This is a genomic window from Pseudomonas sp. WC2 (assembly GCF_050586545.1).
GTDB lineage: Bacteria > Pseudomonadota > Gammaproteobacteria > Pseudomonadales > Pseudomonadaceae > Aquipseudomonas.
Genome location: NZ_JBOBDR010000008.1, coordinates 80,440 through 95,297 on the forward strand (window position 1 = coordinate 80,440; position 14,858 = coordinate 95,297).

At 59.5% G+C, this 14,858-nt stretch carries 14 protein-coding genes; 12 read left to right on the top strand and 2 right to left on the bottom strand.

The genetic code is table 11. The annotated features are described in order from the left end of the window. Nucleotides 1–191 precede the first annotated feature (191 nt). On the bottom strand, nt 192–3,449 hold the full coding sequence (rne, locus tag ACQ4OE_RS11860; RefSeq protein WP_430946737.1) for a ribonuclease E: 3,258 nt from the start codon (nt 3,447–3,449) through the stop codon (nt 192–194). A 699-nt stretch (nt 3,450–4,148) separates the two neighbouring features. On the opposite strand from rne, the gene rluC reads away from it, so the two are divergent. Genes rluC through sppA form a run of 3 tightly spaced genes read left to right on the top strand, consistent with a single transcriptional unit; the run spans nt 4,149 to nt 6,771 of the window. Beyond that, complete coding sequence (gene rluC, locus ACQ4OE_RS11865) at nt 4,149–5,108, top strand: 23S rRNA pseudouridine(955/2504/2580) synthase RluC (protein ID WP_034155359.1); 960 nt, start codon at nt 4,149–4,151, stop codon at nt 5,106–5,108. Next, nucleotides 5,095–5,757 (top strand): HAD-IA family hydrolase, encoded by a 663-nt coding sequence (locus tag ACQ4OE_RS11870; protein WP_430946738.1) that lies wholly within the window; start codon nt 5,095–5,097, stop codon nt 5,755–5,757. The genes rluC and ACQ4OE_RS11870 overlap by 14 nt, the downstream gene beginning before the upstream one ends. Nucleotides 5,758–5,781: 24 nt before the next feature. Next, on the top strand, nt 5,782–6,771 hold the full coding sequence (gene sppA / locus ACQ4OE_RS11875) for a signal peptide peptidase SppA (RefSeq protein WP_430946739.1): 990 nt from the start codon (nt 5,782–5,784) through the stop codon (nt 6,769–6,771). A 46-nt stretch (nt 6,772–6,817) separates the two neighbouring features. Here the strand turns inward: sppA and ACQ4OE_RS11880 are convergent, their stop codons facing one another. Further along, nucleotides 6,818–7,396, bottom strand: coding sequence for a Maf family protein (locus ACQ4OE_RS11880; RefSeq protein WP_430946740.1), 579 nt, complete (start codon nt 7,394–7,396; stop codon nt 6,818–6,820). Between the two features lie 105 nt (nt 7,397–7,501). On the opposite strand from ACQ4OE_RS11880, the gene ACQ4OE_RS11885 reads away from it, so the two are divergent. The 9 genes from ACQ4OE_RS11885 (at nt 7,502) to mltG (ending at nt 14,852) form a co-directional block, all read left to right on the top strand. Further along, nucleotides 7,502–8,029, top strand: a complete 528-nt coding sequence (locus ACQ4OE_RS11885) for a YceD family protein (RefSeq protein WP_122592176.1) — start codon at nt 7,502–7,504, stop codon at nt 8,027–8,029. A 13-nt stretch (nt 8,030–8,042) separates the two neighbouring features. Then, on the top strand, nt 8,043–8,225 hold the full coding sequence (gene rpmF / locus ACQ4OE_RS11890) for a 50S ribosomal protein L32 (protein WP_003179396.1): 183 nt from the start codon (nt 8,043–8,045) through the stop codon (nt 8,223–8,225). Nucleotides 8,226–8,229: 4 nt separating this feature from the next. Then, nucleotides 8,230–9,240, top strand: coding sequence for a phosphate acyltransferase PlsX (gene plsX, locus ACQ4OE_RS11895; RefSeq protein WP_430946741.1), 1,011 nt, complete (start codon nt 8,230–8,232; stop codon nt 9,238–9,240). A gap of 124 nt (nt 9,241–9,364) precedes the next feature. Then, nucleotides 9,365–10,303 (top strand): ACP S-malonyltransferase, encoded by a 939-nt coding sequence (gene fabD / locus ACQ4OE_RS11900; RefSeq protein WP_034155355.1) that lies wholly within the window; start codon nt 9,365–9,367, stop codon nt 10,301–10,303. 16 nt (nt 10,304–10,319) lie between these two features. Further along, entirely contained in the window at nt 10,320–11,063 is a 744-nt protein-coding gene (gene fabG / locus ACQ4OE_RS11905; protein WP_008086267.1) for a 3-oxoacyl-ACP reductase FabG, read from the top strand. Nucleotides 11,064–11,259: 196 nt separating this feature from the next. Further along, nucleotides 11,260–11,496, top strand: coding sequence for an acyl carrier protein (acpP, locus tag ACQ4OE_RS11910; RefSeq protein WP_003175607.1), 237 nt, complete (start codon nt 11,260–11,262; stop codon nt 11,494–11,496). Between the two features lie 111 nt (nt 11,497–11,607). Next, nucleotides 11,608–12,852, top strand: coding sequence for a beta-ketoacyl-ACP synthase II (fabF, locus tag ACQ4OE_RS11915; protein ID WP_430946742.1), 1,245 nt, complete (start codon nt 11,608–11,610; stop codon nt 12,850–12,852). Beyond that, a complete protein-coding gene (gene pabC, locus ACQ4OE_RS11920) occupies nt 12,852–13,667 on the top strand; it encodes an aminodeoxychorismate lyase (RefSeq protein WP_430946743.1) in 816 nt (271 codons plus the stop codon). Before fabF ends, pabC begins: the two co-directional genes overlap by 1 nt. Before the next feature lie 3 nt (nt 13,668–13,670). Next, nucleotides 13,671–14,852, top strand: a complete 1,182-nt coding sequence (mltG, locus tag ACQ4OE_RS11925) for an endolytic transglycosylase MltG (RefSeq protein ID WP_430946744.1) — start codon at nt 13,671–13,673, stop codon at nt 14,850–14,852. The last annotated feature ends 6 nt before the right edge of the window (nt 14,853–14,858 follow it).

The window sequence follows — 14,858 nt, forward strand, 5'->3', positions numbered from 1 at the left end:
TCTTGCATAGACCCCTGTGGGAGCGAGCTTGCTCGCGATAGCGGCGTGTCAGTTGACACATCTTTTTGCTGAACCACCGCTATCGCGAGCAGGCTCACTCCTACAGGGGGCCGTGTTAAGGTTTAAATTTCAGGCATAAAAAAAGCCCCGCCAGGTTTTCACCGGGCGGGGCTTTTTAACGGCTTTGGAAATTACACGAGTGGTTTAGGCTCGTGTTCTTTTTCCTCGGCCTCTTGGTGTTGCTCAACCGCGTCCTGAACGGAGCGTGGTGCTTCAGCGATCACCGATTCAACCACGGCGTCTTCAGTCACCGGGGCAGGAGCTGCCTCGACCACTTCAGCAACCACGGCTGGCTCGGCAGCGACTGGAGCAGCAGCGGCAGCCAGTTCGGCTTCCTTCTGCAGACGCTCTTCTTCACGCTTGCGACGACGCACTTCACGTGGGTCGTTCGGCGCGCGGCCGCTTGGCGTCAGCGCGCTGACCGGAGCCGGTGCTTCAACCACTGGGGCTGGCGCTTCGGCAACCACCGGCGCTTCGACAACCGGCGCTGGTTCAGCAACGACCACTGGCTCGGCAGCTTTGCTCTCTTCAACCACAGGAGCTTCAACCACAGGCGCTTCGAACACTGGCGTTTCAACAACCGGTGCTTCAACCACTGGCGCTGGCGTTTGAGCAACTGCTGGCTCGGCAACCCAGTTGAAAGCGGTCTGCTCTTCGCGAACTTCACGCACGGTTTCAGTGACTGTTTCAGAAACGGTTTCAACCACCGGCTCGGCAGCCACAAATGGCGCTGGCTCGACCTGAGGCAGGGTTTCCTGAACCGGAGCCACTTCGACTTCCGGAGCAGCAACCACTTCTACCGGGGTAGTCGCTTCAACAACCGGCGCTTCCACGGCGGCAGTTTCTTCAACGGCGGCGGTGGCGCGTTCAGCTTGCTCGTGGGCTTGAGCTTCGGCAGGCGCGCTGATCACGGTGCTGGCAACGGCTGCGGTAACCGCCAGGCCGGCGGCCAGATCGGCAGTGCTTGGGCCCTCTGCGTTTTCGCCGTTTTCGCCGGCTTCGGATTCTTCCGAGCCTTCGATCACGTTGCCGTTGGCATCACGCTGACGCTCACGACGGTTGCTGCGACGACGCTGACCGCGGGAGCGACGACGTGGACGATCGCCTTCGGCGCTCTCCGAACCGTCTTCCGGCAATTGCTCTTCGTTGGTGTTCACTTCTTCTTCAGCGACGGCAGCAGCGGCCTGCTCGGCACGCGGTTGACGCTCTTCACGCGGCGGACGCGGTGCGCGCTCTTCGCGTGGCTGACGCGCCGGACGCTCTTCAGCGGTTACGGCAACGGCGGCTGCAGCAGCTGGAACGGCGTCCAGTGGCTCGCGCAGTTCACGTACACGCTCTTCACGCTCGCCACGAGGCTTGCGATCTTCACGCGGCGCACGTGGAGCACGTTCTTCACGCGGGGCGCGTGGTGCGCGTTCCTCGCGGGCTACTGGCGCTTCGGTGCGAGCTTCACGTGGCTCACGGGCTTCGCGTGGAGCGCGTTCTTCACGCGGCTCGCGTGGGGCACGTTCTTCACGGGGGGCACGTTCTTCGCGCGGCTTGCGTTCTTCATCGCGGCGACCGTTACGGTTGCGGCTCTGCTGACGACCGTTGCGACGCTCTTCGTTTCGGGCCGGACGCTCGGTAGCCGGTTTTTCAACCACGGCCGGGGCAACTGGCTCTTCTTTGGTAGCAAACAGGCTGACCAGCGACTTCACCAGACCTTTGAACAGGCTTGGTTCTGGCGCGGCAACCGGAGCCGGTGCAGCGGCGACTGGTGCGGCAACTTCGGTCGGAACCGGAGCGTTGGCACGAGCCGGAGCAGTCTTGACCGCGGCTTCCTGGCGAACCAGGGTGCGGGTCGCGGCGGCTGGCTGAACTTCTTCGACTTCGGCAGCGGCGGCAGCGATTTCGTAGCTGGACTGGTTGGTCGCGGCTTCCGGGCTGTCGTCACGCAGACGCTGTACTTCGAAGTGCGGCGTTTCGAGGTGATCGTTCGGCAGAATGATGATGCGGGCACGGGTGCGCAGTTCGATCTTGGTGATCGAGTTGCGTTTTTCGTTGAGCAGGAACGCGGCGACCGGGATCGGCACCTGAGCGCGCACTTCGGCAGTGCGGTCTTTCAGGGCTTCTTCTTCGATCAGACGCAGGATCGCCAGCGACAGCGATTCAACGTCACGGATGATGCCGGTGCCGTTGCAACGCGGGCAGACGATGCCGCTGCTTTCGCCCAGGGATGGACGCAGGCGCTGACGGGACATTTCCAGCAGGCCGAAGCGCGAGATGCGACCGATCTGCACGCGAGCGCGGTCGGCTTCCAGGCATTCGCGGACTTTCTCTTCCACGGCGCGCTGGTTCTTGGCAGGGGTCATGTCGATGAAGTCGATGACGATCAGGCCGCCGATGTCGCGCAGGCGCAACTGACGGGCGATTTCTTCGGCCGCTTCAAGGTTGGTTTGCAGAGCGGTTTCTTCGATGTCGCTGCCTTTGGTAGCGCGCGCCGAGTTGATGTCGATGGACACCAGGGCTTCGGTCGGATCGATGACGATGGAGCCGCCGGAAGGCAGTTCAACAACGCGCTGGAAAGCGGTCTCGATCTGGCTTTCGATCTGGAAACGGTTGAACAGCGGAACGCTGTCTTCGTACAGCTTGATCTTGCTGGCGTACTGCGGCATCACCTGGCGGATGAAGGTCAGGGCTTCGTCCTGGGCTTCAACGCTGTCGATCAGCACTTCGCCGATGTCCTGGCGCAGGTAATCGCGGATGGCGCGGATGATCACGTTGCTTTCCTGGTAGATCAGGAATGGCGCGGAGCGATCCAGCGAGGCTTCTTTGATGGCGGTCCACAGTTGCAGCAGGTAATCGAGGTCCCACTGCATTTCTTCGCTGCTGCGGCCCAGGCCGGCAGTGCGCACGATCAGACCCATGTCGGCCGGTGCGACCAGACCGTTCAGCGCTTCACGCAGTTCATTGCGCTCTTCGCCTTCGATGCGACGGGAGATACCGCCGGCACGCGGGTTGTTCGGCATCAGCACGAGGTAACGACCGGCCAGGCTGATGAAGGTGGTCAGGGCTGCGCCCTTGTTGCCACGTTCTTCTTTTTCGACCTGAACGATGACTTCCTGGCCTTCGCTCAGGACGTCCTTGATGTTGACGCGGCCTTCAGGGGCTTTCTTGAAGTATTCGCGGGAGATTTCTTTGAGGGGCAGGAAGCCGTGGCGCTCGGAGCCGAAATCGACAAAGGCAGCCTCAAGGCTTGGTTCGATGCGAGTGATGCGGCCTTTATAAATGTTGGCCTTCTTCTGCTCGCGTGCACCGGATTCGATGTCCAGGTCGTAGAGGCGTTGGCCATCTACCAGTGCAACACGCAACTCTTCGGGTTGAGTTGCGTTAATCAGCATTCTTTTCATGTAGTACCGTCGGTTTCCGGGCTGCCGGAAACGGCGTTCGGCACACACGACTTCTCACGGTCGGTGTCAGGTGCGTCGGGAGTGGTTGGCCATTCCCGTGTCCAGCGATGTGCGACCAATTGGGCCGATATCGCGACGTACGCGTCCTGCTTGCTGTGGCTACTTAAGCACTCAGTCAGGAGGAGGAATCAACCAGCGGCTGTGGACGAGATGAAGCGTCTTGATAAAGCCTATTGCTACACAGTCCGGCGGTTGTGCATCTCCACCCTACACGTATCCCTGATAATTCGGGTGCTGCCGCGCGCAGAATCCGCAGCGGGTTGGCATTTACCGTGAGCTCCGAAAGGGGAGGTCACGCATCATGGCTAATTCAGGCGTTGTTTCCGAAGCATTCGCTCGGGGTCATCGGCAGCTGACTGCACTTTGTGAACTGGCCTTGAATGTGTGCCTGCCAGGCGAGTAAAAACTCTGCTCGGCGGTGTAATTCAGGCCTCATGTCACCTGCGCTCGTTACAACTGCAAACTCCACCGTTACGTAGCGAAAGCCCCGTAGGACGGCCTCGCGTCCTGGTGAATTGCGATGGTCAGGGCCGGTTTTTGACCGTGGTTCCGCTGTCCAGGCCGCTTTTGGCGGCGTTCGCGACTATAGCAGCAATGATTAAGTGCTTCAATTCCATAAAAATTGTTATCATCGCCGGCATGACAACTACTGCCCCTTCGACTCCAGGCGTTCAATTGCTTGAAGTCTCGCCGGAGTATGCCGGCCAACGAATCGACAACTTTCTCCTCGCCCGGCTCAAAGGCGTGCCCAAGACCTTGATTTACCGCATTTTGCGTAAAGGCGAAGTGCGCGTGAACAAAGGTCGGATCAAGCCCGAATACAAGCTGCAGGCCGGCGATATCGTGCGCGTGCCGCCGGTTCGCGTGCCTGAGCGTGACGAGCCGGTGCCGCTGGCACAAGGCTTGTTGCAGCGCCTGGAAGCTTCGATTGTCTTCGAAGACAAAGCCCTGATCGTGATCAACAAGCCCGCCGGCATTGCAGTTCACGGTGGCAGCGGCTTGAACTTCGGCGTAATCGAAGCCTTTCGTCAGTTGCGTCCCGATGCCAAAGAGCTGGAGCTGGTGCACCGTCTCGACCGTGACACCTCCGGCCTGCTGATGATTGCGAAAAAACGCAGCATGTTGCGTCACTTGCATGAGCAATTGCGCGGCGATGGCGTCGACAAGCGCTACATGGCGCTGGTGCGCGGCAACTGGGCGACCTCGATCAAGAAAGTCAGCGCGCCATTGCTCAAGAGCAATCTGCGTTCCGGCGAGCGCATGGTCGAAGTCAACGACGAAGGCAAAGAAGCCCTGACGATGTTCAAGGTGCTGCGCCGCTTCGGTGATTTCGCCACCATGGTCGAGGCCAAGCCGGTTACCGGTCGCACCCACCAGATTCGCGTGCACACCTTGCATGCTGGCCATTGCATTGCGGGTGACAGCAAGTATGGCGATGAGGATTTCACCAAGGAAATCCGCGATCTGGGCGGCAAGCGCCTGTTCCTCCACGCGTACATGCTGACCGTGCCGCTGCCCGATGGCGGCAAGCTGACCTTACAGGCGCCGGTCGATGAAATGTGGGCCAAGACCGTGGAGCGATTGAGTGCGCCCATCTGATTACAAACTGCTGATTTTCGATTGGGACGGCACGCTGGCCGACTCCATTCATCGGATCGTTGAGGCGATGCATTCGGCGTCGGGGCGCTCCGGTTTCGAGTTGCGCGATGATTTCGCCGTCAAAGGCATCATCGGTTTGGGCTTGCCCGAGGCGATCCGCACCCTGTATCCGGAAATCAGTGACGCTGAAATGACCCTGTTCCGCGAGTACTACGCCGATCACTACATCGCCGCTGAAGCTGTGCCTTCGCCGTTGTTCGAGGGTGTCGTCGAGTCGATGGCGTCCTTTCGCGAGCAGGGTTATCACTTGGCTGTCGCGACCGGCAAGAATCGTCGCGGGCTGGATCGGGTGCTCAAAGCCAATGGCTGGGAAGATTATTTCGACATCACCCGTGCCGCCGATGAAACTGCCAGCAAGCCGCACCCTCTGATGCTGGAGCAGATCCTCGCTCATTGTGGTGTGCGTGCGGAGCAGGCGCTGATGGTCGGCGATTCGTCCTTCGATCTACTGATGGCGCGCAACGCGGGGATGGACTCGGTGGCGGTCAGTTATGGCGCGCAATCGATCGCGTCGCTGCAACAGTTCGAGCCGCGCCTGTCGATCGACCGTTTTTCCGAATTGCATGCCTGGCTGGGGCAGCGGGCTTAATACGTTTTTGCTGGGGTGAATGGCATGACCGATGAATGGAAGGCACCGGCCAAGGCAAGTGCCGACGACGGTGACCAGAAAAGCTGGAAACTGTTGGAAAAAACGCTGCTCGCCGGCGTGCAGGAACAGCGCCGTTCGCGCCGCTGGGGCATCTTCTTCAAGCTGCTGACCTTTGTTTATCTGTTTGTTGCGCTGATCCTGTTCACGCCGCTGATGGACATGGAAAAGAGCGCCACCCGCAGTGACAACTACACCGCGTTGATCGATGTCACCGGGGTGATCGCCGACAAGGAGCCGGCCAGCGCCGATAATATTGTCGGCAGTCTGCGTGCTGCGTTCGAGGACAAGAAGGTCAAGGGCGTGATTCTGCGGATCAACAGCCCTGGCGGCAGTCCGGTGCAGTCGGGTTATGTCTATGACGAAATCAAGCGCCTGCGCGCCCTGCATCCGGATACCAAGCTGTATGCGGTGATTTCCGATCTCGGTGCCTCCGGTGCCTATTACATCGCCAGTGCGGCGGATCAGATCTATGCCGACAAGGCGAGTCTGGTCGGTTCGATTGGTGTGACGGCGGCCGGTTACGGTTTTGTCGGCACCATGGAGAAGCTGGGTGTCGAGCGTCGTACGTACACCTCGGGCGAGCACAAGTCGTTCCTCGACCCATTCCAGCCGCAGAAGCCTGAAGAAACAGCGTTCTGGCAGACGGTGCTGGATACCACGCACAAACAGTTCATCAACAGCGTCAAGCAGGGGCGTGGCGATCGTCTGAAAGACAAGGATCATCCAGAGCTGTTCTCCGGATTGGTCTGGTCCGGAGAGCAGGCGTTGCCGCTGGGCTTGATCGATGGTCTGGGCAATGCCAGCTCGGTGGCGCGCGATGTGATCGGCGAGAAGGAGCTGGTGGACTTCACCGTTCAGGAATCGCCGTTTGATCGCTTCTCGAAGAAGCTGGGTGCCAGTGTCGCTGAGCAGTTGGCGATGTGGATGGGTTTCCACGGGCCTTCGTTGCGCTAACGAACTGCTGCAAAAAAACCGGCCTTGATGGCCGGTTTTTTGTGGGTCAGGGAATCTGCACGCCTTCAGCGAGCAACATGTCGATCAGGCGAATCAGTGGCAGGCCAATCAGGCTGGTGGCATCAGGGCCTTCGGTGGATTGGAACAGGCTCACGCCGAGACTTTCAGCTTTGAAGCTGCCAGCGCAGTCGTAAGGCTGCTCGATGCGCAAGTAACGTTCGATGCTTGCCTGATCCAGTGTGCGCATGTGAACCGTGAACGGCACGCAATCGACTTGGCACTGACCGGTCTGGCTGTTGAGCAGTGCCAGGCCGGTCAGGAAACTCACGCTGGCGCCACTGGCTGCCATCAGTTGCTCGCGAGCCTTCTCGAAGGTGTGCGGCTTGCCGATGATCTGATCGCCGAGTACAGCAACCTGGTCTGAGCCGATGATCAGGTGGGCGGGATGGCTGTCGGCCAGTGCCCGGGCTTTTTGCTCGGCAAGGCGTTTGACCAGTTCGATGGCTGACTCGCCCGGGCGATGACTTTCATCGATGTCCGGTGAGCTGCAGACGAACGGTAGGTGCAGGCGGGCGAGCAATTCCCGACGATAGGTCGAGCTTGAAGCGAGTAATAAAGGCAACATTCGCGTCTCCTGAGGCAGGTGCAGATTCTAGCGGAGGCACGCAAGTGACGGACAGGGCACAATTTCCTTTGACATGGGTGGGTGCATCCCTATAATGCTGCGCCTATGTTGAATGACCCGATTCCACCTCACGTTGACCCGCGCAAATTGGCTGACCGTGGCACCACCCTTCAAGGTGAACTGCTGCTGGCCGATTTGAAGAGACTCTGCGACCCGCTTTCCGACGATGTCGGTACGGTGCAGGCGAAATTCGTTTTTGAACGAGATGAACGTAAATCTGTGGTAATCCACAGCTTTATCGACACCGAAGTCAAAATGGTTTGCCAGCGTTGTCTTGAGCTGGTCACCCTGCCGATCCACAGCGAATGCAGTTACGCTGTAGTGAAGGAGGGTGCGAATACCCAGTCGTTGCCGAAAGGTTATGACGTGCTGGAACTGGGCGAAGATCCATTGGATCTGCAGTCACTGGTCGAGGAGGAGCTTCTGCTTGCCTTGCCTATTGTGCCTGCTCATCATCCGGAAGAATGCCAGCAGCCGGCGGGTCTCGATGAGCCCGAACCGAGCGAGGACGAGTCAACGCGGTCCAACCCGTTCAGTGTATTGGCGCAGTTAAAGCGTGACCCAAACGTTTAGGAGTTAATCAATTATGGCTGTTCAGCAGAACAAAAAATCCCGCTCTGCCCGTGACATGCGCCGTTCGCACGACGCTCTCGAGGCTAGCACTCTGTCTGTAGAAAAAACCACTGGTGAAGTTCACCTGCGTCACCACGTATCGCCAGAAGGCGTATACCGTGGCCGTAAAGTGATCGACAAGGGCGCTGACGAGTAATCACTTGTCCGCTCAAGTCATCGCGATTGACGCAATGGGCGGGGACTTCGGTCCCCGCAGCATTGTCCAGGCCAGTCTCGCTTGCCTGTCTGCTACACCCTCGCTGCACCTGACCCTCGTCGGTCAACCCTCCCTTCTTGAAGAATTGATCCACGGCCAATCGGCTGCCGATCGCGCGCGCCTGACGATTGTCGGTGCCAGCGAAGTCATCACCATGGATGAAAAACCGACCCAGGCCCTGCGTGGCAAGCCGGACTCGTCAATGCGTATTGCCCTGGAACTGGTGCGCGATGGCAAGGCTCAGGCCTGCGTCAGTGCCGGCAATACCGGTGCGTTGATGGCGTTGTCGCGATTCGTGTTGAAAACCTTGCCGGGTATTGATCGTCCGGCGATGGTGGCGGCGATTCCGACGCAGAAGGGTTTTTGCCAGTTGCTCGATCTGGGCGCCAACGTCGATTGCAGTGCCGAGCATCTGCTGCAGTTTGCAGTGATGGGGTCGGTGGCGGCGCAAACGCTGGGCATCAATCGTCCGCGCGTGGCGTTGCTGAATATCGGCACCGAAGACATCAAGGGCAATCAACAGGTCAAGCTGGCGGCGACGCTGCTGCAGGCTGCTCGCGGCATCAACTACATCGGCTTCATTGAAGGCGACGGGTTGTATCGTGGTGAGGCGGATGTGGTGGTTTGCGACGGTTTTGTCGGCAACATCCTGCTCAAGTCCAGCGAAGGCCTGGCGACGATGATTGCTGCACGCATTGAAGCGCTGTTCAAAAAGAATCTGGCCTCGCGCGCCATCGGTGCCTTGGCGCTGCCGTTGATGAAGCGGTTGCAGGCAGATCTGGCGCCGGCGCGACATAACGGCGCAAGCTTTCTGGGTTTGCAGGGGATCGTGGTGAAAAGTCACGGTTCGGCCGGGGTGCAGGGCTTCCAGAGTGCGATTCAACGCGCGCTGATCGAGATCCAGGAGAACTTGCCTGAGCGCCTTCACGGCCGTCTGGAGGATCTGTTGTCTTAGGCGTTTTCGTCGGACAATGCTTAAATGTGACCGCCCGGTTCAAAGGGCCATCCAAACTGTCAGTTTCTTGCGTCCCTCAGCGGGGCGTCATTTTTCGACGACAAGATCATTAGGGGCTTGTTACATGTCTGCTTCCCTCGCATTCGTCTTTCCAGGACAGGGTTCGCAGTCCCTCGGCATGCTGGCCGAGCTGGGCGCGGAATATCCGTTGATCCTCGAAACATTCAAAGAAGCCTCTGAGGCTCTGGGCTATGACCTTTGGGCGCTGACCCAGCAAGGTCCGGAAGAGCTGCTCAATCAAACCGACAAAACCCAACCGGCCATTCTGACCGCTTCGATCGCCCTGTGGCGTCTGTGGCTGGCGGAAGGTGGCGCGCGTCCGGCCTTTGTTGCCGGTCACAGCCTTGGTGAATACAGCGCGCTGGTTGCCGCTGGCAGCCTGACACTGGCTGACGCGGTGAAGCTCGTTGAGCGCCGTGGTCAACTGATGCAGGAAGCGGTTCCGGCCGGGCAGGGTGGCATGGCTGCCATTCTCGGTCTGGAAGATGCTGACGTGCTGGCTGCCTGCGCAGAAGCTGCGCAAGGTGAAGTGGTCAGTGCGGTCAACTTCAATTCGCCGGGCCAAGTGGTCATCGCCGGCGCCAAAGCTGCCGTTGAACGCGCCATCGAAGGCTGCAAGGCTCGTGGCGCCAAGCGTGCCATGCCACTGCCAGTGAGCGTGCCGTCGCACTGCGAGCTGATGCGCCCGGCTGCCGAGCGTTTTGCCGAATCCATCGCCGCCATCGACTGGCAGGCGCCGCAGATCCCAGTGGTACAGAACGTCAGCGCACAAGTGCCGGCCGATCTGGAAACCCTCAAACGTGATCTGCTCGAACAACTGTACAAGCCAGTACGCTGGGTCGAGTCGGTACAGACTCTGGCCGCCAAAGGCGCGACCAATCTGGTCGAATGCGGCCCGGGCAAAGTGCTGGCCGGTCTGAACAAACGTTGCGCCGAAGGCGTGGCGACTTCCAACCTCAATACCCCAGACGCTTTCGCTGCCGCTCGCGCAGCACAAGCCTGAATCAGGAGAAACTTGCATGAGTCTGCAAGGTAAAGTTGCACTGGTCACCGGTGCAAGCCGCGGCATTGGCCAGGCCATTGCGCTGGAACTGGGTCGTCAGGGCGCCATTGTTGTTGGCACCGCGACCTCCGCTTCGGGCGCCGAGCGCATTGCCGCGACCCTGAAGGAAAACGGTATTCAGGGCACTGGCCTTGAGCTGAACGTAACCAGCGATGAATCGGTCAGCGCTGTGCTGGCAAGCATTCAGGAGCAGTTCGGTGCGCCAGTGGCGATCCTGGTCAATAATGCCGGTATCACCCGCGATAACCTGATGATGCGCATGAAAGACGATGAGTGGTACGACGTGATCGATACCAACCTGAACAGTCTATTCCGCCTGTCCAAGGGCGTTCTGCGCGGCATGACCAAGGCTCGCTGGGGTCGAATTATCAGTATTGGCTCGGTAGTGGGTGCCATGGGCAACGCTGGCCAAGTAAACTATGCAGCCGCCAAGGCCGGTCTGGAAGGTTTCAGCCGTGCAATGGCGCGTGAAGTCGGTTCGCGTTCGATTACGGTCAACTCGGTAACCCCAGGGTTTATCGACACCGATATGACCCGCGAACTGCCTGAAGCACAGCGTGAAGCCTTGCAGACGCAGATTCCGCTGGGTCGTCTGGGACAAGCTCAAGAGATCGCGTCCGTGGTCGCTTTTCTTGCATCCGACGGTGCGGCATACGTCACTGGGGCTACAATCCCGGTGAACGGTGGGATGTACATGTAAGTAAAATGTGACGGATTGCTTCAAAAAAATGTCATACGAGCTGTCTAAAATCCGTTATAAAGCTGCAATCTATTTATAGGCAGAGGGTCGCAGGGTTTGAGGAGTGAAGCTTTCAGTTGAAAAGCTGAAAAGTCTTTCTATACACTTACCCACTGGCCAGCTGCCTGAATTTGTCCATTAGGAGTGAAAACAAGGTATGAGCACCATCGAAGAGCGCGTCAAGAAAATCGTTGCCGAGCAACTGGGTGTTAAAGAAGAAGAAGTGGTTAACACCGCTTCCTTCGTAGAAGACCTGGGTGCCGACTCCCTTGACACCGTTGAGCTGGTGATGGCTCTGGAAGAGGAATTCGAGACCGAAATCCCTGACGAAGAAGCTGAAAAGATCACTACTGTACAAGCTGCAATCGACTACGTTACTAGCCACCAGGCGTAATAGTTTGTAATCGTTGTTTGCTGTCATGGAAAAACCGCACTGCCATCATGGCGTGCGGTTTTTTCTTTAGGCCTGATGCAAAGTCGTCGTCATTTGAAAAAGGAGAGTGCTGTGTCGCGTAGACGCGTCGTAGTCACCGGTATGGGTATGTTGTCGCCACTGGGCACGGATGTGCCGAGCAGTTGGCAGGGCATTCTGGCTGGCCGCAGTGGCATTGGTCTGATCGAACACACCGACCTTTCTGCCTATTCCACCCGCTTTGGCGGCTCGGTAAAGGGTTTCAATGTCGAGGAATACCTGTCGGTCAAGGAAGCGCGCAAGCTCGACCTGTTCATTCAGTACGGCCTCGCCGCAGGCTTTCAAGCCGTGCGCAATGCCGGTCTGGAAGTCACTGACGCCAACCGTGAACGCATTGGCGTGGCCATGGGTTCAGGCATTGGCGGTCTGACCAACATCGAAGAAACCAGCCGTACTCTGCATGAGACGGGCCCGCGTCGAATCTCGCCATTCTTCGTGCCAGGCTCGATCATCAATATGATTTCCGGTTTCCTGTCCATCCATCTGGGCGCACAGGGACCTAACTACGCCATCGCCACAGCGTGCACCACCGGTACGCACTGCATCGGCATGGCGGCGCGCAACATCATGTACGACGAAGCCGACGTGATGATTGCCGGCGGTGCCGAAATGGCCGCGTGCGGTCTGGGCATGGGCGGCTTCGGCGCGTCCCGTGCGCTGTCGACCCGCAACGACGAACCAACCCGCGCCAGCCGTCCATGGGACAAGGGCCGCGATGGCTTCGTCCTGTCCGACGGTGCCGGTGCTCTGGTGCTCGAAGAACTGGAGCACGCCAAGGCACGTGGCGCGACCATCTACGCCGAGCTGATCGGCTTTGGTACCAGCGGCGATGCGTTCCACATGACCTCGCCACCGGCCGACGGCGCCGGTGCAGCACGCTGCATCACCAACGCGTTGCGCGATGCCAAAATCAACATCGATCAAGTGCAATACATCAACGCTCACGGCACATCGACACCGGCCGGCGACCTCGCCGAAGCCAATGCGATCAAGTCCGTGTTCGGCGATCACGCCTACAACCTGGCGGTCAGCTCGACCAAGTCGATGACCGGTCACCTGTTGGGTGCCGCGGGCGCGGTCGAAGCGATCTTCAGCGTACTGGCAATCAACAGCCAGGTAGCGCCGCCAACCATCAACCTCGATGAGCCGGACGAAGGCTGCGATCTCGACTTCGTGCCGCACACCGCGCGCAACATGGACATCGATGTCGTGCTGTCCAACTCCTTCGGTTTTGGCGGCACCAACGGCACACTGGCGTTCCGTCGGTTCGCAGGCTGATGGACTGCTGGGTCGACGGTCAACCGGCTGACAGTCTGTCGCTGAAAGATCGCGGCCTGGCTTACGGCGACGGTCTGTTCGAGACCCTCGCTGTGCGCAACGGTCAGCCAATCCTGCTGGATCGGCACCTGACGCGCCTGGCCGATGGCTGCGCGCGTCTGGCCATCGCGGCGGATATCGAGCTGGTTCGCCAAGAGCTGCTGAGCTACGCGGCAGCGCTGGGCGAGGGCGTGCTCAAGCTCATCCTCACCCGTGGCGACGGCTTGCGCGGTTATGCGCCCGACCCTACGGCGCCGGGCCGACGCATTCTGCAAGGCAATCCACCGGCGGCTTATCCTGCTGTTCATGCAGACCACGGCGTTCGCCTGTTCCCGTGCAGCACGCGCCTGGCCAAACAGCCGTTACTCGCCGGACTCAAACACCTCAATCGCCTTGAACAGGTGCTCGCCCGCGCCGAATGGCAGGACAGCGATCACGCCGAAGGCTTGATGCTCGATCAGGCCGGTCGAGTGATTGAGGGCGTGTTCAGCAATGTATTTCTGGTGCGCGACGGTGTATTGATCACCCCGGACTTGAAGCGCTGCGGCGTGGCCGGCGTGATGCGCGCCGAAATATTGTTTCAGGCCGAGTCATTGGCCATCCCCACACAAATCGCCGACATCAGCCTCGAACAGCTGCAATGGGCCGACGAAGTCTTTCTCTGCAATAGCGTTTATGGCGTCTGGCCGGTACGCGCCTACGCTGCACTGAGCTGGCCGGTTGGCCCGCTCACCCGTAAACTGCAAACCATTGCCCGCGCCCTACTGGATGCCTGATTAGTGAGACGTAAACTTTTGCTGCTGCTGGAAACCGGACTGGTTCTGGCAGGGCTGTTGCTGGGCGCCAGCGCCTGGAAGATTCACTCCGCACTGGAACAGCCTCTGAACATCACGCAGGAAGAATTGCTGGATGTGAAGAAAGGCTCGACACCGACCCGTACTTTCCTTGCACTCGAAACCGATGGCGTCATCAAGGACGCGTTCTGGCTGCGGGTCTATTGGCGCTTCAACCTCGCCGGGACACCGATCCACAGCGGCGAATACCGCATGCAACCGGGCATGACCGTCAACGGTCTGATCGACTTGTGGAAGCGGGGCGACGTGCTTCAGTACAGCCTGACCCTGGTCGAAGGCTGGAATTTCCATCAAGTGCGCGCCGCATTGGCCAAAGACGAGAAGATCGAACAGACCCTCAACGGTTTGAGCGACAGCGACGTCATGGCGAAGATCGGCCACAAGGGTTTGTTCCCGGAAGGACGTTTCTTCCCTGATACCTATCGCTTCGTGCGCGGCATGTCCGATGCCGAGCTGCTGAAGAAAGCTTTTGAGCGTCTCGACGAAGTGCTGGCCAGTGAATGGGAAAAACGTTCAGCCGATGCACCGTACTCCGAACCCTATCAAGCGCTGATCATGGCGTCGCTGGTCGAGAAAGAGACCGGCGTGCCGCAGGAGCGCGGGCAGATTGCCGGCGTCTTCGTGCGGCGAATGGCGCTGGGCATGCAATTGCAGACCGATCCGACCGTCATTTATGGCTTGGGTGATCGCTACACCGGCAAGCTGACCCGCGCGCATCTGAAAGAGCCGACGGCGTACAACACGTACGTGATTCCCGGGCTGCCACCGACACCGATTGCGATGGTCGGCCGTGAAGCGATTCACGCTGCGTTGAACCCGGTCGAAGGGACGAGTTTGTACTTCGTGGCCCGTGGCGACGGCAGTCATGTGTTCTCTGACGATCTGGATGCGCACAACAATGCGGTGCGCGAGTATCAGCTCAAGCGTCGCGCGGATTACCGTTCCAGCCCGGCGCCGGCGGTAACACCTGAAGCGGCGCCGGCTGCGCAAGATGCGATTCCTGCAGCATCACCGGACACAGCGCCGGAAGCGTTGCCGCCAGTTCCCGCCGAGGAACCCGCGCCAGCCCCGGCTGCGGAAAATTCCGCACCACAAAACGCGCAATGACTGTGA